Origin of the sequence: Bacillus safensis (assembly GCF_039619585.1) — a bacterium.
Classification (GTDB): Bacteria; Bacillota; Bacilli; order Bacillales; family Bacillaceae; genus Bacillus; species Bacillus safensis.
This window is the reverse complement of record NZ_CP154909.1, coordinates 1,350,217-1,369,757: the sequence shown is the minus strand read 5'-3', so window position 1 is coordinate 1,369,757 and position 19,541 is coordinate 1,350,217. Positions and strand designations below refer to the sequence as shown.

General features: G+C 40.5%; 22 protein-coding genes. 8 read left to right on the top strand and 14 right to left on the bottom strand.

Going from position 1 to position 19,541, the window contains the following annotated elements; translation table 11 throughout:
- Nucleotides 1-269: 269 nt before the first annotated feature.
- Entirely contained in the window at nt 270-905 is a 636-nt protein-coding gene (locus AAYR28_RS06995) for a hypothetical protein (protein ID WP_024424766.1), read from the top strand.
- A gap of 41 nt (nt 906-946) precedes the next feature.
- Here the strand turns inward: AAYR28_RS06995 and AAYR28_RS06990 are convergent, their stop codons facing one another.
- The 6 genes from AAYR28_RS06990 to AAYR28_RS06965 form a co-directional block, all read right to left on the bottom strand.
- Nucleotides 947-1,243, bottom strand: a complete 297-nt coding sequence (locus AAYR28_RS06990; RefSeq protein WP_345808959.1) for an anti-sigma factor family protein — start codon at nt 1,241-1,243, stop codon at nt 947-949.
- Nucleotides 1,240-1,758: a sigma-70 family RNA polymerase sigma factor gene (locus AAYR28_RS06985; RefSeq protein ID WP_061109971.1), complete on the bottom strand. Its 519-nt coding sequence runs from the start codon at nt 1,756-1,758 to the stop codon at nt 1,240-1,242. Before AAYR28_RS06985 ends, AAYR28_RS06990 begins: the two co-directional genes overlap by 4 nt.
- On the bottom strand, nt 1,758-2,021 hold the full coding sequence (locus AAYR28_RS06980) for a hypothetical protein (RefSeq protein ID WP_070325785.1): 264 nt from the start codon (nt 2,019-2,021) through the stop codon (nt 1,758-1,760). The genes AAYR28_RS06985 and AAYR28_RS06980 overlap by 1 nt, the downstream gene beginning before the upstream one ends.
- Entirely contained in the window at nt 2,011-3,936 is a 1,926-nt protein-coding gene (locus tag AAYR28_RS06975) for a hypothetical protein (protein ID WP_345808958.1), read from the bottom strand. The genes AAYR28_RS06980 and AAYR28_RS06975 overlap by 11 nt, the downstream gene beginning before the upstream one ends.
- A 111-nt stretch (nt 3,937-4,047) precedes the next feature.
- Nucleotides 4,048-4,854 (bottom strand): inositol monophosphatase family protein, encoded by an 807-nt coding sequence (locus tag AAYR28_RS06970; protein ID WP_024426895.1) that lies wholly within the window; start codon nt 4,852-4,854, stop codon nt 4,048-4,050.
- Nucleotides 4,855-4,987: 133 nt separating this feature from the next.
- Nucleotides 4,988-5,176 carry a hypothetical protein gene (locus tag AAYR28_RS06965; protein WP_024424761.1) on the bottom strand — a complete coding sequence of 63 codons (189 nt, stop codon included), beginning with the start codon at nt 5,174-5,176 and terminating at the stop codon, nt 4,988-4,990.
- Nucleotides 5,177-5,462: 286 nt separating this feature from the next.
- Here AAYR28_RS06965 and AAYR28_RS06960 point away from each other — a divergent pair, with 286 nt between their 5' ends.
- Entirely contained in the window at nt 5,463-6,098 is a 636-nt protein-coding gene (locus tag AAYR28_RS06960; RefSeq protein ID WP_024426894.1) for a DUF1054 domain-containing protein, read from the top strand.
- Nucleotides 6,099-6,125: 27 nt separating this feature from the next.
- On the opposite strand, the gene AAYR28_RS06955 is transcribed toward AAYR28_RS06960, so the two are convergent.
- Nucleotides 6,126-6,395 carry a UPF0223 family protein gene (locus tag AAYR28_RS06955; protein WP_034281639.1) on the bottom strand — a complete coding sequence of 90 codons (270 nt, stop codon included), beginning with the start codon at nt 6,393-6,395 and terminating at the stop codon, nt 6,126-6,128.
- A gap of 190 nt (nt 6,396-6,585) precedes the next feature.
- On the opposite strand from AAYR28_RS06955, the gene AAYR28_RS06950 reads away from it, so the two are divergent.
- A complete protein-coding gene (locus tag AAYR28_RS06950) occupies nt 6,586-8,058 on the top strand; it encodes an aminotransferase class I/II-fold pyridoxal phosphate-dependent enzyme (RefSeq protein ID WP_108909025.1) in 1,473 nt (490 codons plus the stop codon).
- A 43-nt stretch (nt 8,059-8,101) separates the two neighbouring features.
- Here the strand turns inward: AAYR28_RS06950 and AAYR28_RS06945 are convergent, their stop codons facing one another.
- Complete coding sequence (locus tag AAYR28_RS06945) at nt 8,102-8,221, bottom strand: GapA-binding peptide SR1P (RefSeq protein ID WP_003212464.1); 120 nt, start codon at nt 8,219-8,221, stop codon at nt 8,102-8,104.
- A 315-nt stretch (nt 8,222-8,536) separates the two neighbouring features.
- On the opposite strand from AAYR28_RS06945, the gene AAYR28_RS06940 reads away from it, so the two are divergent.
- Nucleotides 8,537-8,917, top strand: a complete 381-nt coding sequence (locus AAYR28_RS06940) for a hypothetical protein (RefSeq protein ID WP_227001729.1) — start codon at nt 8,537-8,539, stop codon at nt 8,915-8,917.
- Nucleotides 8,918-9,244: 327 nt separating this feature from the next.
- On the opposite strand, the gene lpdA is transcribed toward AAYR28_RS06940, so the two are convergent.
- The 5 genes from lpdA to AAYR28_RS06915 form a co-directional block, all read right to left on the bottom strand.
- Nucleotides 9,245-10,657: a dihydrolipoyl dehydrogenase gene (gene lpdA, locus AAYR28_RS06935; RefSeq protein WP_024426892.1), complete on the bottom strand. Its 1,413-nt coding sequence runs from the start codon at nt 10,655-10,657 to the stop codon at nt 9,245-9,247.
- 4 nt (nt 10,658-10,661) lie between these two features.
- Nucleotides 10,662-12,002 carry a dihydrolipoamide acetyltransferase family protein gene (locus tag AAYR28_RS06930; protein WP_024426891.1) on the bottom strand — a complete coding sequence of 447 codons (1,341 nt, stop codon included), beginning with the start codon at nt 12,000-12,002 and terminating at the stop codon, nt 10,662-10,664.
- 107 nt (nt 12,003-12,109) lie between these two features.
- Nucleotides 12,110-13,087 (bottom strand): pyruvate dehydrogenase complex E1 component subunit beta, encoded by a 978-nt coding sequence (pdhB, locus tag AAYR28_RS06925; RefSeq protein ID WP_012009824.1) that lies wholly within the window; start codon nt 13,085-13,087, stop codon nt 12,110-12,112.
- Between the two features lie 3 nt (nt 13,088-13,090).
- Entirely contained in the window at nt 13,091-14,206 is a 1,116-nt protein-coding gene (gene pdhA / locus AAYR28_RS06920; RefSeq protein WP_024424754.1) for a pyruvate dehydrogenase (acetyl-transferring) E1 component subunit alpha, read from the bottom strand.
- Nucleotides 14,207-14,615: 409 nt separating this feature from the next.
- Nucleotides 14,616-15,284 carry a YkyA family protein gene (locus tag AAYR28_RS06915; protein WP_098676858.1) on the bottom strand — a complete coding sequence of 223 codons (669 nt, stop codon included), beginning with the start codon at nt 15,282-15,284 and terminating at the stop codon, nt 14,616-14,618.
- A gap of 232 nt (nt 15,285-15,516) precedes the next feature.
- Here AAYR28_RS06915 and AAYR28_RS06910 point away from each other — a divergent pair, with 232 nt between their 5' ends.
- Together AAYR28_RS06910 and def are read left to right on the top strand one after the other, a co-directional pair.
- A complete protein-coding gene (locus AAYR28_RS06910; protein WP_141545650.1) occupies nt 15,517-15,711 on the top strand; it encodes a YjcZ family sporulation protein in 195 nt (64 codons plus the stop codon).
- 111 nt (nt 15,712-15,822) lie between these two features.
- Nucleotides 15,823-16,380, top strand: a complete 558-nt coding sequence (gene def / locus AAYR28_RS06905; RefSeq protein ID WP_024424751.1) for a peptide deformylase — start codon at nt 15,823-15,825, stop codon at nt 16,378-16,380.
- A 39-nt stretch (nt 16,381-16,419) separates the two neighbouring features.
- Here the strand turns inward: def and AAYR28_RS06900 are convergent, their stop codons facing one another.
- Entirely contained in the window at nt 16,420-17,199 is a 780-nt protein-coding gene (locus AAYR28_RS06900; RefSeq protein ID WP_081124342.1) for a Cof-type HAD-IIB family hydrolase, read from the bottom strand.
- Between the two features lie 397 nt (nt 17,200-17,596).
- Here AAYR28_RS06900 and AAYR28_RS06895 point away from each other — a divergent pair, with 397 nt between their 5' ends.
- Together AAYR28_RS06895 and rnjA are read left to right on the top strand one after the other, a co-directional pair.
- A complete protein-coding gene (locus AAYR28_RS06895) occupies nt 17,597-17,806 on the top strand; it encodes a DNA-dependent RNA polymerase subunit epsilon (RefSeq protein ID WP_008345114.1) in 210 nt (69 codons plus the stop codon).
- Nucleotides 17,807-17,811: 5 nt separating this feature from the next.
- The gene (gene rnjA, locus AAYR28_RS06890) at nt 17,812-19,479 is read left to right on the top strand and encodes a ribonuclease J1 (protein ID WP_012009818.1); all 1,668 of its coding nucleotides are present in this window, start codon (nt 17,812-17,814) and stop codon (nt 19,477-19,479) included.
- Nucleotides 19,480-19,541: the final 62 nt, after the last annotated feature.

The following is a 19,541-nucleotide window of genomic DNA, read 5'->3' as shown; positions in this document are numbered from 1 at the left end:
TTAAAAGCCTTTTACATTCTACATGTAGAAGGCTTTTTATTTTGAGTAAAAACAAGACAAATCACCTATGAAAGCTTCATTCATCAGACGGAACGTATCTTGAAGAGTTGACAAAAGTAAGCAATCTGAACCCCTCCATTTATCGACAAGAACTTTTATAGTTCTCCAAAATCAAACATAAAGTTACAATTTTCCTATTCTTCCACAAAGTTTCTCATGGTATGCTTTTCTTGCAACAAAATTTAACAGAAAAGGGAGAGAAAAGAAGCATGAAGAAGTTTTTGAGCAAATCGCTCAGCTCTGTTGTATTTTTCGCTTTAGCTATCATTCTTACTTTCACAACAGTAGCTCCTGGGCAAGCAAGCGCTGCAACTTTCAAAGGAATTCCTTTTGAACAGCAGCAAATCATTAAAGAATTATTGGAGAAAAACGAGCGTGTCATCAACATTCTCATCAATTCATTTGTTGAGGAAGACAACAACTACACATTTGATGTGAAAAAAGCTGTTGAGCTCGGACTAACTGAAGAAGAAGCGGCGACTGCTGAGAAATTCTTAGATCGCGCAGCTGTTCTTACAATCGTTTTCAGTGAAAGCATCACTAAAAACGAAAAAGGGAAATTGGTTTTTGATGCAGCAAAAGCTGTTGAACTTGGTCTTACAAAAGAAGAAGCGGCTAAATTCGAAAAGCTTTTCAAATCAGTGATCAGAATTGCTGATCTTGCTGGTGATGCCCTTGTTCTAGACAAAAAAGGAAACGTTGTGATTGATTCAAAAATCGCAAAAGGTCTTGGATTCAGCTCTACTGAATTACTTGTTTTCAACCAAATGCTTAAGAAAATTCCTCAAGAGCAATTGAAAACGTTCTATGATGCAGTTCAAATTGCGAAAGAAAAATTAAGCTAAGCTAGAAAACCCCCATCTGGTTTATCCAGATGGGGGTTTTTTTATTTCAGCCAATAAAGAATGATCATCACGACATATCCTATACAAAACGCGATACTTGCTCGATATAACAGCTTGCCATAGTAGCGCTTTTCGAATTTTCTTCTTTCTTCCTTTTCATCTATATATGGCATGAGATCAGGGATTTGTATAAAGGTTATTGGCTCTTTCATTTCGTGATAAAGGTGTTGGCAGCTCTCGCAGGATTGTAAGTGCTCTGCAACAATTTTATTTGTTTCTGCACTTGTGTCTCCCTCTATATAAAGTGGTAACAATTCTTCAATCAAATAACAGCTCATTTATTGAACTCCTCACAATGTAGCATTCGCTTCAGCTCTAATCTCGCTCGATGAAGGGTTGTTTTGACTTTAGATAAAGTCCAATTCAAAATTTCAGCTACTTCTTCATATGATAATTCTTGAATATCTCTTAAAATGAGGACATCCCGATATGAATCCTTCAGCTGATGAATATGATGCCACAGCCTTTCTATGTCGGCTTGTGTTTCGATGTAATCTTCTGGTGTTGTGAACGACTGCTGCTCTAAGAAATCCATTTCTTCTACGTTCGTAAAAGTCCATTTTATTTTTCGGCGATAGTCATTCACAAATGTGTGATACGCAATGGTATAAAGCCATGTTTTCATACTAGAATGTCCCTTAAAGGAGGACAACCCATGCAGTGCCTTCATAAATACGTCTTGCGCAAGGTCCTTGGCCGTTTCCATATTTCCCGTCCGGCGATATAAATATTTGGTGATTTCCTGAAAATATTCTTCATAGATTTTTTCAATTTGGTCGGCTGGTCTGGACATCAAAAATAAAACCACACAGTCATCCAAATCGATAAAACGATAAAAAAGAAGTATAACGAGTAAATAAACCCTTTCATGCGTTTTAACTCGTCATAGTCATTATGGCTTTCCATCGGCGCTGAAGACTGCTTTCTTCCCGCGGCCGTATGCTGAAATTGCTGTTCGTGTGCCTTCATCCAGCTGGCTGCCTCGGCTCCTAGATCCCCTTCTTGATACAGTTCATATAAGTCTTGAAAGATGGCTTGTTTTTCTTTATCTGTCAAAACGATGCACCTCTTTTGTTCGCCCATTCACTTCATAGATTTTATGCTCATTTGATCCGAAGGTTTGTATGATGACAAGCCATGAAATGTCGATATTCCCTTCTTTGTCGATCATCCTCACAGGTTTTATTTGTTTTTTATAGATCGTATATGGTTTATACCTTTTAAGTACTTGCTGATAGACTTCATTACGATCTTGATTAGATACTCCGTGCGGGATAGAAGAAGCTGCTTGCACTCTCAACTCAATTCCATCATCCCCTTTAAACAGATTGACGACATGAGAGGAGCGTTTAAATATATATTGTTTACTTTCACTAGTGCCTGTTACTTTTCTTACGTCTTTTGGCTTTTTCCCTATAATTTTTAACAAATCTTCATCGCTGACGTTCTCTTTTTTCTGTTGAAGAAGTGATTTTGACAACTTGAAGCTGATGATATCTTTTGTTGAGCCATTAAACAGAAACTCCGATTGATCTTTTGTTGTGACCCTCACTTCATGCTGCCAATCATAATAAAAATCATCAATGCCTGTGATTTGATATACTGGCGGCTTTAGATTTAAATTTTGATAAATACTGTTGACCCTGTTTTTTATCTCAGTTTCTGTTAAACGGAAGCCGTCTATATCCTTTAATTGAAAGATGGCGTTTTCGTATTGCGCTTGTCGAAGGGTCCCTTTTTTCCAAGTGGCAAACGCAAAGCTGTCACGTTCATTCTGAGACATTTTTGGCAGAAGAAGAACATTCGTCTCTCCGTCCTCTTTTTTTACAGCTAATTGAATGCGCTGTAGATCGATTGACCGCCCGCTTCTTTCGAAAAATTCAATGGTTTTTTTCTTATATTCTTTATCGGTCAGTTCCTTCCCCTCTACACGACCTCGATAAGAATATCCGCTTAAATCGCCTGTAAACGCAGAAATATTCACTTCATACTGATCATCTGCAAACACGTAATGATAAGGGATAGGCTGATGACTAGCATTTAAATAAAGCGATTGATCCTCTGGTACAAATTTTGAAGCGAATGCTTTTGCACTTACTGCTGATAAAGGGCGATATTCTTCTGAAAAAGTATCTACCAGTTCCGTTTTGGTGAATTGGAACATGGTATGAGGAATATTGACAATCGGGTTGAGTAATAGCAGAAAAAAGACAGCTATACAACCAGCGCCCCACTGCCTTAATTTCACCTTGTCCCGTAGTAAAGCAGATAACAAATCAATCGTCATAAAGCTTCCTGCCGCTGCTACTAAAATGACAATCGATTTAAATGTAGATTGAAGCTCATACTTCGAAATAGAAGGATAAAATATATAAAGCAAGGCTGCGAAAATCAAGATATAAAACAAAAGCAATTCCTTCCACTTCCAATGCCAAAACAAGCGAAAGAAAAGGTGGAGCAGCAAAGCGGCAAAGCAAGCCATAGCCAAAATGGTGATCATATCTCTCCATATTAGCCCCGTATCACTGCTAAGAAAGAACTTTTTGCTTTCAGCAAACACAATAAACACTGTTTGACATAAAGGCAGAAGTAATACAGATAAATCAAAAGCAAAGAACATACCTTTATTTTTTAAATAAGGAAGAGTAATCACATAGTACAGTGATGCAAGCAAGACGTACCCATAAATGAGAAATTGCATGAAATCTGTCAGCACTTCAAATGTTTCGATCGTATACTGTCTAGACAGGACTTGGTGGATCATTTCAACTGTCATCCCGCCTAATAGCACTACTCTTAATATGATACCAGCATAGAATACATAACGACTCCTCTTTTCTTTCCATATGGGGAGTGTCACGAAAAGGACAAATAGTCCAAGTACACACCATTGAATGATGTGGATACTGTACTCATTTAAAATAAAATACCTTTCAAAATGGAGCGATAAATCACTAAACAAATCAAACATTGATACACAATCCTTTACATGAAATTAAGGCCTCATTCGTATAGACATCCGCCTTACCAAAAAGTTTCAGGAAAAACAAAAAATCACTTCATTCTCATGAAGTGATGTCGTTTATTTTTTATTTCCGCTTCCTTTTATGTAATCATGCAAGATTTTTTCACAAATGGATCGATTTCCAGCCACTATGCTGTTTTTGTCTAGGAACGTAAGACGTTCTCCGTGAATATTTGAGTAAACGGCCCCTACTTCATCAAGCAGCACGCAGCCCGCTGCATAATCCCACGGTGCAAGCCTTAAGGTGACATATGCGTCACTTCTGCCGCTTGCAATATAAGCAAGCTCAAGGGCAGCTGATCCAATCGTTCGTGTCCCTCTCACGTCACGCACTAGACGGGCAAATGGTTTGGCGTCAAAATAAGGACTTTCAATCGCCCATGTCGGATTAATACCCACAATGGCTTTTTCAATCTCCACATCTTTTAATGGAGGGAGCAGGATATCGTTCATATAGGCTCCTTCTCCTTTAATGGCATGGTAGAGCTCGTCATGAATGACGTCATAAATAAGACCGATTTTCCCCACACCATTTTCAAATATCCCGATTGAAATGGCAAAGTTGCGCTTTTGATGGACAAAGTTCATTGTGCCATCAATCGGATCAATGATCCACACAATTCCGTCGAGTGAGGTGACCTCTTCCCCTTGTCCCTCTTCTCCTAAAATGTGATGATCTGAAAATGTCGACTGTATTTTTTCAATAAAAAAACGTTCTGTTTCTTTATCGATATTCGTGACTAGATCATTTGGATTTGATTTTGTTTCAATTGATAGACCTTCCTGCATGGACGCTTTAATACGGCTCCCTGCTTCTTTTACCCAGAGCTTTGCAAGACGGTCAATTTCCACCCAGTTTGTCATCAGATTGTAAACCTCTTTTCTATGTAGGACCTATTTGTAATAGCATACTGATATTATGTACGTAAAAGCAAGAAAAAAGCAGCTTCATACAAAAACGAACCGATGAATTGGTTCGTTTTTACCTCACCCTGTTTTACCCTTGAAGCTGCTCCCATTCTTTTCTTAGGCGCTCAAGCTTTCGTTTGCTGCGTTCGATTTGGATGTCATCTTTTTGTTCGATGGCTTCATGAAGCGTAGAAAGCTCATAATCAACCTCTAATCTCCACACAGCGATGCGATTTTTCTTCTCCTGTCTATACCCCTGCTTCACGATTTGCTTCATTGGTCAACGCCCCTTCCAGAGAATGATTCATTCCTTGTCAGTTTTCATTGATAAAAATTCAATCGATAAGAGAAATGGTTCTTGCTTATATCGTATGAAGCGATCGCATAACCGCAACGACATTCTGAAAATTGTGTCTTTACCTATTAATGATGTACCACAAAATGAAAGGTTTTAAACGCTGCACCACGCCCTTTACAATCTTTTATCTGACGGTGCATCTTTTTTTGAGCTTGACCCAAGCTATGATAAAATATGATCAGCGAAAAGATACAGGAGGCATAACATGAGTGAAATGCGTTTTAGAGATGAAGATTTTGAAACATTCACAGTTGATGGTTTAGATGAACGAATGACTGTATTAAAAGAAAGAGTCCGTCCAAAGCTTGAGGCACTTGGCGAACATTTTGCACCACTTCTTTCTTCTATTACAGGAGACGAGATGTTTGTACACGTCGCAAAGCATGCTAGAAGATCTGTCAACCCGCCAAATGATACTTGGGTTGCTTTTGCAAACAGTAAGCGCGGATATAAAAAGCTCCCTCATTTTCAAATTGGGCTTTGGAAAACACATGTCTTTGTCTGGTTTGCGCTCATTTATGAATCTCCAGTGAAAGGTGAGTACGGCCAGCTGTTTGAAAAAGAGCTAGACACCATCCAGCAGAAAATACCGCAAGATTTTGTTTGGTCTAAAGATCATATGAAACCAGATGTCATGCGGCACAGCGAACTAGATTCCGAACAGCTGAAAACGCTTTTTGAACGAGTTCAAACAGTCAAGAAAGCCGAGCTTCTATGCGGCATCCAGCTGCCTAGAGAGGAAGTCGTTCAAATGAATAATGAAGAATTCCTATCGAAAATCGAAAATGCCTTCCGCACGCTGACGTATCTATACCGCTTCACACAGAAAGAATCTGTATAAAAAAACGAGCCCTTATAGGCTCGTTTTTTACATACGTATAACGGCTGTCTCTTCTGCCTCTCTTGCGGTTTTCACTGCACGATAAGGGGAATACCCGCTTCCCTTTTCAAAAGCCGCACAATGCGTTTTTTCCTCTGCTTTTGATGGCACAACCTCTTTAAATCGTTTATAAGCATCTAATAACTCCTGCTTCGCAATTCCTTTTTCATAGGCTTTTTCAACAGCCTGAAAAAATGAAATGACCGCAATTTTTTCCTCTGTCGTCCAGTCGACATCCATTGGATATTGATATTCCATTTACTTGTCCCTCACTTTAACACTCATTTCTCATTTGAACTTTTATTATAGCATCTGTTTGATCAGAAACCGATTGATTTTATGCTTTACATTCCGATCAGTTCATAATATAATTCTTTTGTTTTATGCAATGAAATCTGCTGTAATTGGCACAATAATAGCAGGTATTTCGATGAAGGTGGGAAAGCAATTGTCACAACATGATACACCCTTATATACTGGACTAAAAAAACACGCAGCAACGAATCCAGTCCAATTTCACATTCCAGGCCATAAAAAAGGAGCCGGAATGGATCCTGAATTTAGAGCATTCATTGGCGACAATGCATTAAGCATTGACCTCATTAATATAGAACCTCTCGATGATTTACATTCACCTCGAGGGATGATAAAAGAAGCACAGGAGCTTGCTGCTGAAGCCTTCGGTGCTGATCATACGTTTTTCTCCATTCAAGGAACAAGCGGGGCCATCATGACAATGGTGATGACAGTATGCGGACCTGGAGATAAAATTATCGTTCCGCGTAATGTCCATAAATCAATTATGTCCGCGATTGTATTTTCTGGCGCAGTTCCTGTTTTTATTCACCCAGAAATAGACAAAGAGCTTGGCATCTCTCACGGGATTACACCTGAATCAGCCAAAAAGGCGCTCACTGAGCATCCAGATGCGAAAGGTTTGCTTGTCATTAATCCAACGTATTTTGGTATTTCAGCAGACTTAAAATCAATCGTAGACATTGCCCATTCATTTGATGTGCCTGTCCTTGTCGATGAAGCACACGGTGTGCATATACATTTTCATGATGAGCTTCCCCTCTCTGCCATGCAGGCAGGTGCCGACATGGCAGCAACAAGTGTCCATAAACTTGGCGGCTCTCTTACGCAGAGCTCTATTTTAAATATGAAGGAAGGGCTTGTTTCAAAAGACCGCGTGCAATCGATTTTGAGTATGCTGACGACAACGTCCACTTCTTATTTGCTCTTAGCGTCACTTGATGTCGCTCGAAAACGATTAGCCACTGAAGGTAAGGCACTAGCTGATGAAGCCATTCGTTTGGCTGAATCAGCGAGAGACCGTTTGAATCAAATTGACGGCATTACCTGCATTGGCAAGGAAGTACTCGGTTCAGCTTCCACTTACGATTATGACCCAACGAAATTAATTATCTCTATTAAAGACCTTGGGTTAAACGGACATGATGTCGAAAAATGGCTGAGAGAAAGTTACCGAATTGAAGTAGAGCTCTCTGACCTATACAACATTTTATGTATCGTCACCCCTGGCGATTCAGATGAGACAATTGATACGCTCGTGACGGCGATGCAGGAAATTGCCGCAGCCTCTACTCGTGAGGGCGGCAAACAAGCGGTAACGGAAGTGCTGCTGCCTGAGATCCCATCGCTTGCTATGACGCCGCGTGACGCCTTTTACGCTACAACGGAAGTCGTTCCGTTTAAGGAAGCAGTCGGCCGCATTATCGCAGAGTTTGTGATGGTGTATCCGCCAGGTATTCCGATTTTTATACCAGGTGAAATTATCACAGAAGAAAATATATCGTATATCTTTAAAAATATTGAAATTGGTCTCCCTGTCCAAGGACCTGAAGATTCAACGCTTGAAATGATCCGTGTGATTAAGGAACAAAAACCAATTTTATAAAAAAGAAACATGCAGCCCCAAATGGAGCTGCATGCTTTTTTATTTATTCAGAGGCTTCATCACAGCAATGACAGTGACCACACGTTCCGTATAGCGTTGTCACTTTTTCATTTTCAAACTGATCAATGGTTTCATTGCAATCTTGACAAATAATTGTACCCACGTACATTCCCCTTTTCTTCATTCATAGTTTGAAAGCGTTTGATCTATTTCTTATTTCTATAATATGATGACACATTTAAGTTGTCAACGGTTAATTGTATGACACATTTAATCATTTTTTATAAATATGTGCTTTTTCTCATCATATTGAGGGAACGTTTCAATTGTATTTTGCTTCATATCAATTCTGTAACAATTGAGTAACAATCGAAAATTGTCAAAAGGGACATGATACACTAGAGTGACTAACAGGGAACAAGCTCCTAAAAATGTTGGGACAACCCCAAATGATTTTGAGGTGAATAGATTGAATTTTATGAGGACACTTCTCATTATATTCCCCATGCTCTTTGTACTTAGTTCATGCTCATTTGCGTATATCATACCGAATCAGACCGACCAAGTCCGTCATATTCAAAAACCGAGAATTCTCTTTTTTACTGATGCAGAAAACCTTGATAAAGAAAGCCCATATTATGATGCAGTCCTCGAATTAAAAAATGAATACCCTAAGGAAATGTCAAAAATGATTGTGAAAGAAGATCGTAAAGGCTGGAAAAATGAAGTGGACGAATTACCGGCTATTTTACTTGTCAATGATGAAAAAGTGATCGTGAAGGTGGAAGGAAATGTCCGCAGTAAACAGGAGATCTTATCACCTTTATGTCATGCTTTAGATCGCGTCAATACAAACTAATGATATTTTACCTTACACTTATATATATCCATATGAAAAAACCCCTCACCTCATGAGGGGTTTCAAATTGTTGACAAAGGGCTAAAATGATCTTTATTTTAGCTCTTTGTCTTTTTTTCAGCGTGATAGAAAACCTTTGAAGTCTAGGAAGGACGAGCACAGGCGCGGAGCGAATTTGACATTCGTGAGCACCAGCGCGCAGGACTGACAAAGAATGCGAGGGTTTGTCTACACGCTGAAACCCCTCACCTCATGAGGGGTTTTTCATATGGTGTTCAGGGCACCAAAAAAACCCTCTCCATCAAGGAGAGGGCTTCATAGGTTTCATTATTTTACGATGTGGATTGGGCTTCCGATTGCTACTTCAGCCGTTTCCATTGTAATTTCACCTAATGTTGGGTGAGCGTGAATTGTCATAGCGATATCTTCAGCAGTCACTCCAGCTTCGATTGCAAGGCTAAGCTCTGAAATCATATCAGAAGCACCAACACCTGCGATTTGAGCACCGATCACTAGACCATCCTCTTTACGAGTGATCATTTTCATGAAGCCATCAGTTGCATCAAGAGAAAGTGCACGTCCGTTCGCTGCGAATGGGAATTTCGCTGCAACGATTTCGATACCTTCTGCTTTTGCTTCTGCTTCAGTGTATCCAACAGTTGCAAGTTCTGGCTCAGAGAATACAACAGCAGGAATACCAAGGTAATCAATTTCAGCTGGCTCTCCAGCGATTGCTTCAGCTGCAATTTTACCTTCGTAAGAAGCTTTGTGAGCAAGTGGTGGTCCATCAACGATGTCACCAATTGCATAGATGTTAGATACGCTTGTACGGCATTGTTTGTCTGTTTTGACAACTCCGCGGTCAGTCAATTCAACACCAACTTGCTCAAGACCAAGCTCATCAGTGTTTGGACGACGACCAACAGTCACAAGTACGTAATCAGCATCAACTGTTTTTTCTTCGCCTTTTACTTCGAACGTAACAGTGACACCATCAGATTTTTCTTCAACGCCTTTTGCAAGAGCGTTTGTATGGATTTCAACGTTTCCTTTTTTCTTCAGGTTGCGTTTAACCAATGAGCTCATTTGCTTTTCGAAACCTGGAAGGATTTCGTCTCCACCTTCAAGGATCACAACTTCTGTTCCAAAGTTTGCATAAGCAGTACCAAGCTCAGTACCGATGTATCCACCACCGATGACAACTAACTTTTTAGGTACTTCTTTAAGCGCTAAAGCACCAGTTGAGTTGATCACGCGGTCTGTGTATTTAAAAGTAGGCAATTCAATTGGACGAGATCCAGTTGCAAGAATTGCATTTTTGAACGTATAAGTCTGTGCTGAATTATCATCCATTACACGTACAGAGTTGCTGTCTACGAAATAAGCTTCACCTTTGACGATGTCTACTTTATTTCCTTTAAGAAGACCTTGAACTCCACCTGTTAACTTATTAACAACAGAAGCTTTCCACTCTTGAACTTTTGTGAAATCAACTGTTACGTTTTCAGCTTTGATACCCATGTCTTCAGAATGCTTAGCATTTTCAAAACGATGGCCAGCATTGATTAATGCTTTTGAAGGGATACAGCCAACGTTTAGACATACACCGCCAAGTGTTCCTTTTTCAACAATTGTTACTTTTTGTCCAAGCTGTGCAGCACGAATAGCAGCTACATATCCACCAGGACCTGCACCGATGACAAGAGTATCTGTTTCGATTGGGAAATCTCCTACTACCATGACATTACGCCTCCATTAAAATTAATTGTGGATCATTCAATAAACGCTTGATGTGGTTAAGGGCATTTTGCGCAGTAGCTCCGTCAATCATACGGTGGTCAAAGCTTAGGGAAAGAGCTAAGACAGGAGCTGCAACGATTTCGCCATCACGAACAACCGCTTTTTCAGCGATACGTCCAATACCAAGGATCGCTACTTCTGGGTGGTTGATGACTGGAGTAAACCATTGTCCACCAGCAGAACCGATGTTTGTGATTGTGCAAGATGCACCTTTCATTTCAGCTGGAGCCAATTTACCATCACGTGCTTTTGTTGCAAGCTCATTGATTTCGTTAGAAACTTCGAAAATCGCTTTGCGATCTGCATTTTTCACAACTGGAACTAGCAAGCCTTTTTCAGTGTCAGCTGCAATTCCGATGTTGTAGTAATGCTTTTGAACAACTTCATCCGTTTTATCATCGATAGAAGTGTTAAGTACTGGGTACTTTTTCAAAGCAGAAGTTAGAGCTTTTACAACGTAAGGCAAGTAAGTTAACTTGATTCCTTGATCAGCTGCAACTTGTTTGAATTGTTTACGATGTGCAACAAGGTTTGTTACATCAACTTCATCCATTAATGTTACGTGAGGAGCTGTATGCTTAGAGTTCACCATTGCTTTTGCGATTGCTTTGCGGATTCCGCTCATTTTCTCGCGAGTTTCTGGGAATTCTCCTTCAAGAACTGGAGCTGCTGCCGCTTTAGGAGCTGCTTCTTCTTTCGCACTTTCAGCTGCTTGAGGTGCTGCTTCTTGAGCTGCAGAACCACCATTAACGAAGCTGTCGATATCTTCTTTTAACACACGGCCGTTTTTACCAGAACCTGCAACTTTGTAAATTTCAACGCCTTTTTCACGAGCATATTTACGTACAGATGGCATAGCGATCACGCGTTTGTTTGGATCAGCGTCTACTTGCTCTTGTGCGCCTGCACCAGTTGCTGCTGCCGCTTCTTCTTGTGCTACTTCTTTCTTCTCTGGCTCGTTACCAGCTTCAGCAGTACCTTGTACTTGAGCTTCAGTTTTTGCTTCGCCTTCTTCTTCGCTGCCTTTAAATTGAAGATTTTCGTAACCAGGTGCATCAAACGTAATGATTGTTTGTCCTACAGTTGCAACTGTTCCCTCTTCAACTTTTAATTCTAATACTTTTCCTTTAACAGGTGAAGGAATTTCTACAACTGCTTTATCATTTTGTACCTCTGCTAAAACGTCATCTTCATTGATTTCGTCGTTTGGTTTAACAAACCACTTAACGATCTCACCTTCGTGGATACCTTCTCCGATGTCCGGAAGTTTAAATTCAAATGCCACTGTTTTTCGCCTCCTAGATTTTGTTGAACCCTTGTTGTGTATATTTACACGGTCATGTAATTGATAAAGGGGAAGAGAAATAAATTCTTTTCCCCTCTGTCATTTAATTAAAATTCAAGAACTTTCTTCGCTGTTTCAAGTACATCTTTATGGTTTGGAAGCCATACGCTCTCAGCTTGAGAGAAAGCAAATACAGTATCAGGTGCAGCGACACGAAGTACTGGTGCTTCCAAGCTAAGGATCGCTCTGTCATTGATTTCAGCTACTACGTTTGCAGCAATACCAGCTTGTTTTTGTGCTTCTTGAACAACGATCGCACGGCCTGTTTTTTCAACAGAAGCGATGATTGTTTCAATATCAAGCGGGCTTACTGTACGAAGGTCGATAACCTCAGCAGAAACGCCTTCTTTTTCTAGCTCTTCAGCAGCTTTTAGTGATTCGTGAACCATTGCACCGTAAGTGATGATTGAAAGGTCAGAACCTTCACGTTTCACGTCAGCTTTACCGATTTCAATTGTGTACTCTTCTTCAGGAACTTCCTGACGGAAAGAACGATAAAGTTTCATATGCTCAAGGAACACTACAGGATCGTTGTCACGAATTGCAGAAATTAAAAGTCCTTTTGCATCGTAAGGTGTTGAAGGAATAACAACCTTGATACCAGGCTGTTGTGCGATAAGTCCTTCTAAGCTGTCAGCGTGAAGCTCAGGTGTGTGAACTCCCCCGCCGAATGGAGAACGGATTGTCACTGGAGAATGCCAGCGTCCGCCAGAACGGTAACGCATACGAGCCATTTGTCCAGAAACAGAATCTAATACTTCGTAAACGAATCCGAAGAATTGAATTTCCATTACCGGGCGGAATTCTTGTAGTCCAAGGCCAATAGCAAGACCGCCAATACCAGATTCAGCAAGTGGAGTATCGAATACACGATCCTCACCAAACTCTTTTTGCAATCCTTCAGTCGCACGGAATACGCCGCCGTTTTTACCAACGTCTTCTCCGAAAACGAGAACGTTTTCGTCATTTTTCAGTTCTGTGCGTAACGCATCAGTGATCGCTTGAATCATTGTCATTTGCGCCATGGCTTACTTCGACTCCTTCTGTTTGTAAATTTCAAGCTGTTCAACTAAGTTGAATGGTTTTACATCGTACATGTTTTCAATCAAGTCAGTGACTTTTTGCTTAGGCTGTTCGTCAGCTTCTTTGATCGCTTGTTTGATTTGTTCTTTTGCATCTTCGATCACTTTATTCTCTTCTTCTTCAGACCATAGGCCTTTGTTTTCCAAGAATTTGCGGTAGCGTACCAATGGATCTTTTTGCTCCCACTCGTTTTCATCTTCTTTTGTACGATATCTTGTTGGATCGTCACCAGCCATTGTATGTGGGCCGTAACGGAATGTAAGAGTTTCGATTAATGTTGGACCTTCACCATTTACAGCGCGCTCACGAGCTTCAGCAGTTGCTGCATAAACAGCTAATGCATCCATCCCGTCAACTTGTACGCCTACGATACCAGCTGCAGCTGCTTTTTGTGCAATTGTTTGTGCAGCAGACTGCTTTTCAACAGGTGTAGAGATCGCATATCTGTTGTTTTGGACAACAAAAATCGCTGGCGCTTTGTAAGCCCCTGCAAAGTTAATACCTTCGTAGAAATCACCTTGTGAAGCTCCACCGTCACCAGTGTAAGTGATTGCAACAGCTTTTTTACCGCGCTTTTTCAAACCAAGAGCTACACCAGCAGCTTGAATGATTTGAGCACCGATAATGATTTGCGGTGAAAGTGCATTCACATCTTCAGGCATTTGGTTACCAACAAAGTGTCCGCGAGAGAACAAGAATGCTTTTGTTAGCGGAAGACCATGCCAGATTAATTGTGGTACATCACGATATCCTGGAAGAATGAAATCTTCTTTCTCAAGTGCAAAGTGAGTTGCAAGCTGAGAAGCCTCTTGTCCAGCTGTTGGCGCATAGAAGCCAAGACGTCCTTGACGGTTCAATGAAATTGAACGTTGATCTAATACTCGTGTAAACACCATACGGCGCATTAATTCTTTTAATTGGTCATCTGAAAGATCCGGCATTGCCGCTTCGTTTACGACTTCGCCTTTTTCGTTTAAAATTTGAAACGTTTCAAACTGCTTTTTGATGGCATCAAATTGCTTTTTGCTATCAACAATTGCTTTTTTTGTTTTTGCAGCCATTCTAAAGTCACCTCTTCCTTTCTTTTAACAGTCCATTTGTCGTGAATCCATTTATACATACAGATATAGGATAACCCAAAATACTCATATGACTCCTGTATATAATAGCCACTAAGATCGTTGTCGAAACATTGGTTGATCACTCGTTTTTGAGTCCTTATAACTGTATTAACGATAGTTCACAAAAAACTAATACAACTTCTGTTAACAAGGAATAGTTTACAACAAGAAAAATAGTCCGTCAATTGATTTAACGGCTTTATTTAAATAAATGTATTCGCTTTACTTTTTATGGTGAACTGTATCAATCTGTTTAACAAACAACCTAATCTGTACTAGTATAGAGTGTACTACTGTACTACAATAGAAAATGTTTGTTTTTGTCGAAAAATAAAAAAAGAGCTGTTTTTCAGCTCTTTTTCGACTCTTGATCTGCTGCTTTATACAAAGCCGTTTTATGATCATTCAATTGATCTGTATATCGATTGAACTTCTTACTTTCTTTTCTGACTTTGCTATATGAACGATTCACGGTCTTCAGCTTTGACTTCAGCTCTTCATATCCTAGATCCTTTTTCTTTAAAGATTGATACAAAAGCTGATCTTGTTTCAGCGCCTTTTGATACTCCTTGTAAAGCTGATCATATGACGCATATCGTTTCTCGATTGATTTGACCGTTTGATCTGCTTTCTCTTTTAACTCCGCATCTTGCAATCGAGCAGCAGATTCCTTTACTGTTTTCAATTCTTTTTTCGATTCATCCATACTGACTTTTTCTGTTTTTAAATGTTCTTCTCTTTGTGCTGCCGATGCTAACGCCTGATCAGAAAGGCTTGCCACTGTTTTTGTATGGTCCTTTGTTGTTTGAATCATTTTTTTATACAGCTTCTGCTCTTTTTCCTCATAGCTTTGCAGTGTACCTTGCTCTTTTTCGAAGGATGCTTCTTTTTCACTCATTTTCGTCATCGCGTCCTGCATATCATTGAACGGATTTTGACCTCCGCACCCTGTCAGCAAAAGGGTACATATCCCCGCTAAAGCAGCACCTGCTTTCATGCTTTTTTTCATCTGTCTCATCACAAGGCCCCCTTTACATCTCCACATACCACTATAATTTTTATAGACGTTGGTGACAAGGAAAGAGGTCAGTCAGATGAGGCGGAGAAGATTTTTTTCAAGCAATAGGCGCATGACTATACAAATAGTGCATTCATACATAGTTTATATTACACGCTTCGCCTTCACTTATGAGAGGCCAAGTGTATTTCCAAAGGAGGTCAAAAGTATGTCTAATTATAGTCATGGAAGTATGTATGGTGGATACGGCGGTTACGGGTATGGATTCGGTGGCGGATATGGCGGCGGCTGTTGTTACCCAAGTTATGGCGGTGGATACGGATGCGGATACGGCGGCGGACGTACATTCGCTTTAATCGTTGTGCTTTTCATCCTATTAATTATCGTTGGCGCAGCATTCTTAGGCGGCGGCGGTGGCTGCTGCTAAGGCTGTTTAAGCCTCTGACCGGTCTCACAGGACCGGTCTTCTTTATTTCATTGCATATGTTGTGTATCATTTTATATACTTTACATACAAAGGAAATAGGAGTGAAGTTTTGTGATTACCATGGATGATATCGTAAGGGACGGACATCCCGTCTTAAGACAAACAGCTGAAGCGGTCGAGCTCCCGCCGACAGAAGAGGAAAAACAGCAATTAGCTGACATGATCGAATTCGTCAAAAACAGTCAGGATGCTGACATTGCTGAAAAATACGGACTAAGACCCGGCGTTGGATTGGCAGCTCCGCAAATCAATATTAGTAAACGCATGATCGCTGTTCACTGTGAGGATGAAGACGGAGAAGAATACAGCTATGCTCTGTTCAACCCGCGTATTGTCAGCCATTCAGTCAAAAGAGCTTATTTAGCGACTGGTGAAGGCTGCTTATCAGTTGATGAAGCCATCCCTGGATTTGTTCCTCGATATCAAAAAATCAGGGTCAAGGCCACTACGCTTGAAGGAGAGGACATTGATATCCGTCTAAAAGGGTTCCCCGCTATTGTTTTTCAGCATGAAATTGACCATTTAAATGGCATTATGTTTTATGATCATATTCAAAAGGATCAGCCGTTCGCTGAGCCAGAAAACTCTGTTGCGATCGGCAGATCATAACATAAAAAAGAAGACCCGCGATCTAAGGGTCTTCTTTTTTTATTCTTTAATGAGGCCAAGCTGGGTCACTGCATGGAATATGCCGTCCTCATCTACCGGCTTTGTCACAAAATCAGCCAATGCTTTCAGTTCACTCACAGCATTTCCCATCGCCACGCCTGTTCCAGCAAACGAAATCATTTCTCTATCATTCAATCCGTCTCCAAAGGCAATGGTATCCTTTTGATCGTAAGGAAGTCTTTCGATGACTCGTTTGATTCCTTCAGCTTTTGATCCGCCTTTTGGCAGAACGTCCGTTGACAGCTCATGCCATCTGACAAGGTCAATTTCTTCGCGGAATGCCTTATACTCCACTTCCTCTTCTGCCTTACAAAATAACAGCATTTGAAAAATGTCGTTTTCTTTAAAGAAAGATACATCGTGCTCAGGATGCTCTGTTTTCAAAGTACCGATTCCTTCATGGATAAACGGATGATTCGGCACAGACGCCTTCATCGTTTCTTCTCCCATAAAAACGAGCGGATGATCATGACGATCCGCTGTCTCATAAATCCGCTCCATCAGCTCCTGCTTCAGCGGATTGCCGTAAATAACGTCTCCCTCATACATGACATACTGACCGTTATAAGCAATGAATGAGTCAAGCCCTAATTCTTCTAAAATGGGCCGGATCAGAAAAGGAGAACGCCCAGATGCAATAAAGAGATGATGACCTTTTTCTTTTAATAAATGAACCGCTCGCTTCGTTGACTCAGGTATATTTTTATCATGGTCATATAAAGTACCGTCGATATCAAAGAAGATGACTTTTTTATTCATATCTCGCCCTCCTGCTCTTCGTTATGTATACACACTCCCTTTCATCATACAGAAAGATTTCAGCTTTCGAAACCAATTCCTTTTGAAAGCGCCTATTTCCCACATATAACCATGTAACATTCAATAGAAACATCATATAATACAAGTATATAGAGAGACCGGAACACACTGGTTAAGCTTACTTCAACCCGAAAGGAGGCGGCATGTGATGCTTCGTCGTCTGCGTAAGAAAATTCGAAGACAATGGAAGGACATGCTTCGCAAAAAATCAATTGCTTAAAAGGATCTTCCGCACATTTGCCGAAGGTCCTTTTTTCTCAGAGACTTTTCTTATGCGCGTTTTTTTAATATAATAGAATAAGCGAGTGTAACATACGGTATTTAAGGAGAGATTTGGATGATATATAAGGTATTTTTTCAGGCAAGTACTACTGAGGTACCTGTAAGAGAACACACAGATTCACTATACGTTGAAGCGGTTTCTGAAAGAGACGTACGCGATAAGTTGAAAAAACATAACTACAACATTGAATTCATTCAGCCTGTAGACGGTGCTTTTTTAGACTATGAACGAGAAAGTGAAAATTTTAAAGTATTGGAGCTATGAGAGGAATGAAATTTGTTAAAAACGATCAGGCGGCAGTTTTTGCGCTCGGCGGTTTAGGCGAGATCGGTAAAAACACGTATGGCGTTCAATTTCAAGATGAAATCATTTTAATTGATGCAGGCATTAAGTTTCCTGAAGACGAGCTTCTTGGAATTGACTACGTCATCCCTGACTATACGTACTTAGTTAAAAACGAAGATAAAATCAAAGGTCTTTTCATCACTCATGGACATGAAGACCACATCGGCGGTATCCCTTACCTTCTTAAGCAAGTGAATATTCCAGTTTACGGCGGCAAACTCGCAATCGGCCTACTTCGTAATAAATTGGAAGAGCATGGTCTCTTGAGACAAACAAAACTTCACATTTTTGAAGAAGAAGATACCATTAAATTTAGAAAAACAGCTGTGTCTTTCTTTAGAACGACACACAGTATTCCAGATTCTTATGGAATTGTCGTGAAGACACCTCCTGGTAACATCGTACATACAGGTGATTTCAAGTTTGACTTTACTCCTGTTGGCGAGCCTGCCAATTTAACCAAAATGGCTGAGATCGGAAAAGAAGGCGTTCTTTGTCTTTTATCTGATAGTACAAACAGTGAAATCCCAGAATTTACGATGTCTGAAAGACGCGTAGGTGAAAGCATTGATGACATCTTTAGAAAAGTCGATGGACGCATCATCTTTGCCACGTTTGCTTCAAACATTCACAGACTTCAGCAAGTGATTGAGTCTGCTGTTGCCAACGGCAGAAAAGTCGCTGTATTTGGACGCAGTATGGAGTCTGCTATTGATATTGGACAAGATCTTGGCTATATTAAATGTCCAAAAAACACGTTTATTGAACATAATGAAATCAACCGCCTTCCGGCAAACAAAGTGACCATTCTTTGTACTGGGAGCCAGGGTGAACCGATGGCAGCTCTTTCTCGTATTGCGAACGGTACTCACCGCCAGATTTCCATTAACCCTGGTGACACTGTTGTCTTCTCATCTTCACCGATCCCAGGTAACAATATTAGTGTAAGCCGCACCATTAACCAGCTTTATCGTGCCGGCGCTGAGGTCATTCATGGCTCGCTTAATAATATTCATACATCTGGTCACGGCGGACAAGAAGAACAAAAACTCATGCTCCGTTTAATTAAACCAAAATTCTTTATGCCGATTCACGGTGAATACCGCATGCAAAAAACGCATATCAAACTTGCGAATGATTGCGGCATCCCTGAGGAAAACTGCTTTATCATGGATAACGGTGAAGTTCTTGCACTGAAAGGTGACGAAGCAAGTGTCGCTGGCAAAATCCCATCAGGCAACGTGTATATCGACGGAAGCGGTATTGGCGATATCGGAAACATCGTTTTAAGAGACCGCCGCATTCTTTCTGAAGAAGGCCTTGTTATTGTGGTCGTCAGCATGGACATGAAAGAATTCAAAATCTCTGCTGGTCCTGATTTGATCTCAAGAGGTTTTGTCTACATGAGAGAATCTGGAGACCTGATCAACGATGCACAGGATTTAATTTCGAAGCATCTTGAAAAAGTAATGGAACGTAAGACAACTCAGTGGTCTGAAATTAAGAACGAAATTACTGACACCCTTGCACCTTTCCTTTATGAAAAAACAAGACGCCGTCCAATGATCTTACCGATTATTATGGAAGTGTAATCACAAAAAGAGACACAAGCCGCTTGGCTGTGTCTCTTTTTTTCACTGTTCATTGAAAAAAC

Bases quoted from the DNA above. Each gene is read 5' to 3' on its own strand.
- AAYR28_RS06940 (WP_227001729.1), top strand. From the start codon at position 8,537: ATGAGGACACTTCTCATTATATTCCCCATGCTCTTTGTACTTAGTTCA.
- AAYR28_RS06995 (WP_024424766.1), top strand. From the start codon at position 270: ATGAAGAAGTTTTTGAGCAAATCGCTCAGCTCTGTTGTATTTTTCGCT.
- AAYR28_RS06895 (WP_008345114.1), top strand. From the start codon at position 17,597: ATGATATATAAGGTATTTTTTCAGGCAAGTACTACTGAGGTACCTGTA.
- AAYR28_RS06975 (WP_345808958.1), bottom strand. From the start codon at position 3,936: ATGTTTGATTTGTTTAGTGATTTATCGCTCCATTTTGAAAGGTATTTT.
- AAYR28_RS06955 (WP_034281639.1), bottom strand. From the start codon at position 6,395: ATGGAATATCAATATCCAATGGATGTCGACTGGACGACAGAGGAAAAA.
- AAYR28_RS06915 (WP_098676858.1), bottom strand. From the start codon at position 15,284: ATGAGACAGATGAAAAAAAGCATGAAAGCAGGTGCTGCTTTAGCGGGG.
- AAYR28_RS06965 (WP_024424761.1), bottom strand. From the start codon at position 5,176: ATGAAGCAAATCGTGAAGCAGGGGTATAGACAGGAGAAGAAAAATCGC.
- AAYR28_RS06910 (WP_141545650.1), top strand. From the start codon at position 15,517: ATGTATGGTGGATACGGCGGTTACGGGTATGGATTCGGTGGCGGATAT.
- AAYR28_RS06900 (WP_081124342.1), bottom strand. From the start codon at position 17,199: ATGAATAAAAAAGTCATCTTCTTTGATATCGACGGTACTTTATATGAC.
- AAYR28_RS06990 (WP_345808959.1), bottom strand. From the start codon at position 1,243: ATGAGCTGTTATTTGATTGAAGAATTGTTACCACTTTATATAGAGGGA.
- AAYR28_RS06970 (WP_024426895.1), bottom strand. From the start codon at position 4,854: ATGACAAACTGGGTGGAAATTGACCGTCTTGCAAAGCTCTGGGTAAAA.
- lpdA (WP_024426892.1), bottom strand. From the start codon at position 10,657: ATGGTAGTAGGAGATTTCCCAATCGAAACAGATACTCTTGTCATCGGT.
- pdhB (WP_012009824.1), bottom strand. From the start codon at position 13,087: ATGGCGCAAATGACAATGATTCAAGCGATCACTGATGCGTTACGCACA.
- AAYR28_RS06985 (WP_061109971.1), bottom strand. From the start codon at position 1,758: ATGTCCAGACCAGCCGACCAAATTGAAAAAATCTATGAAGAATATTTT.
- rnjA (WP_012009818.1), top strand. From the start codon at position 17,812: ATGAAATTTGTTAAAAACGATCAGGCGGCAGTTTTTGCGCTCGGCGGT.
- pdhA (WP_024424754.1), bottom strand. From the start codon at position 14,206: ATGGCTGCAAAAACAAAAAAAGCAATTGTTGATAGCAAAAAGCAATTT.
- AAYR28_RS06960 (WP_024426894.1), top strand. From the start codon at position 5,463: ATGAGTGAAATGCGTTTTAGAGATGAAGATTTTGAAACATTCACAGTT.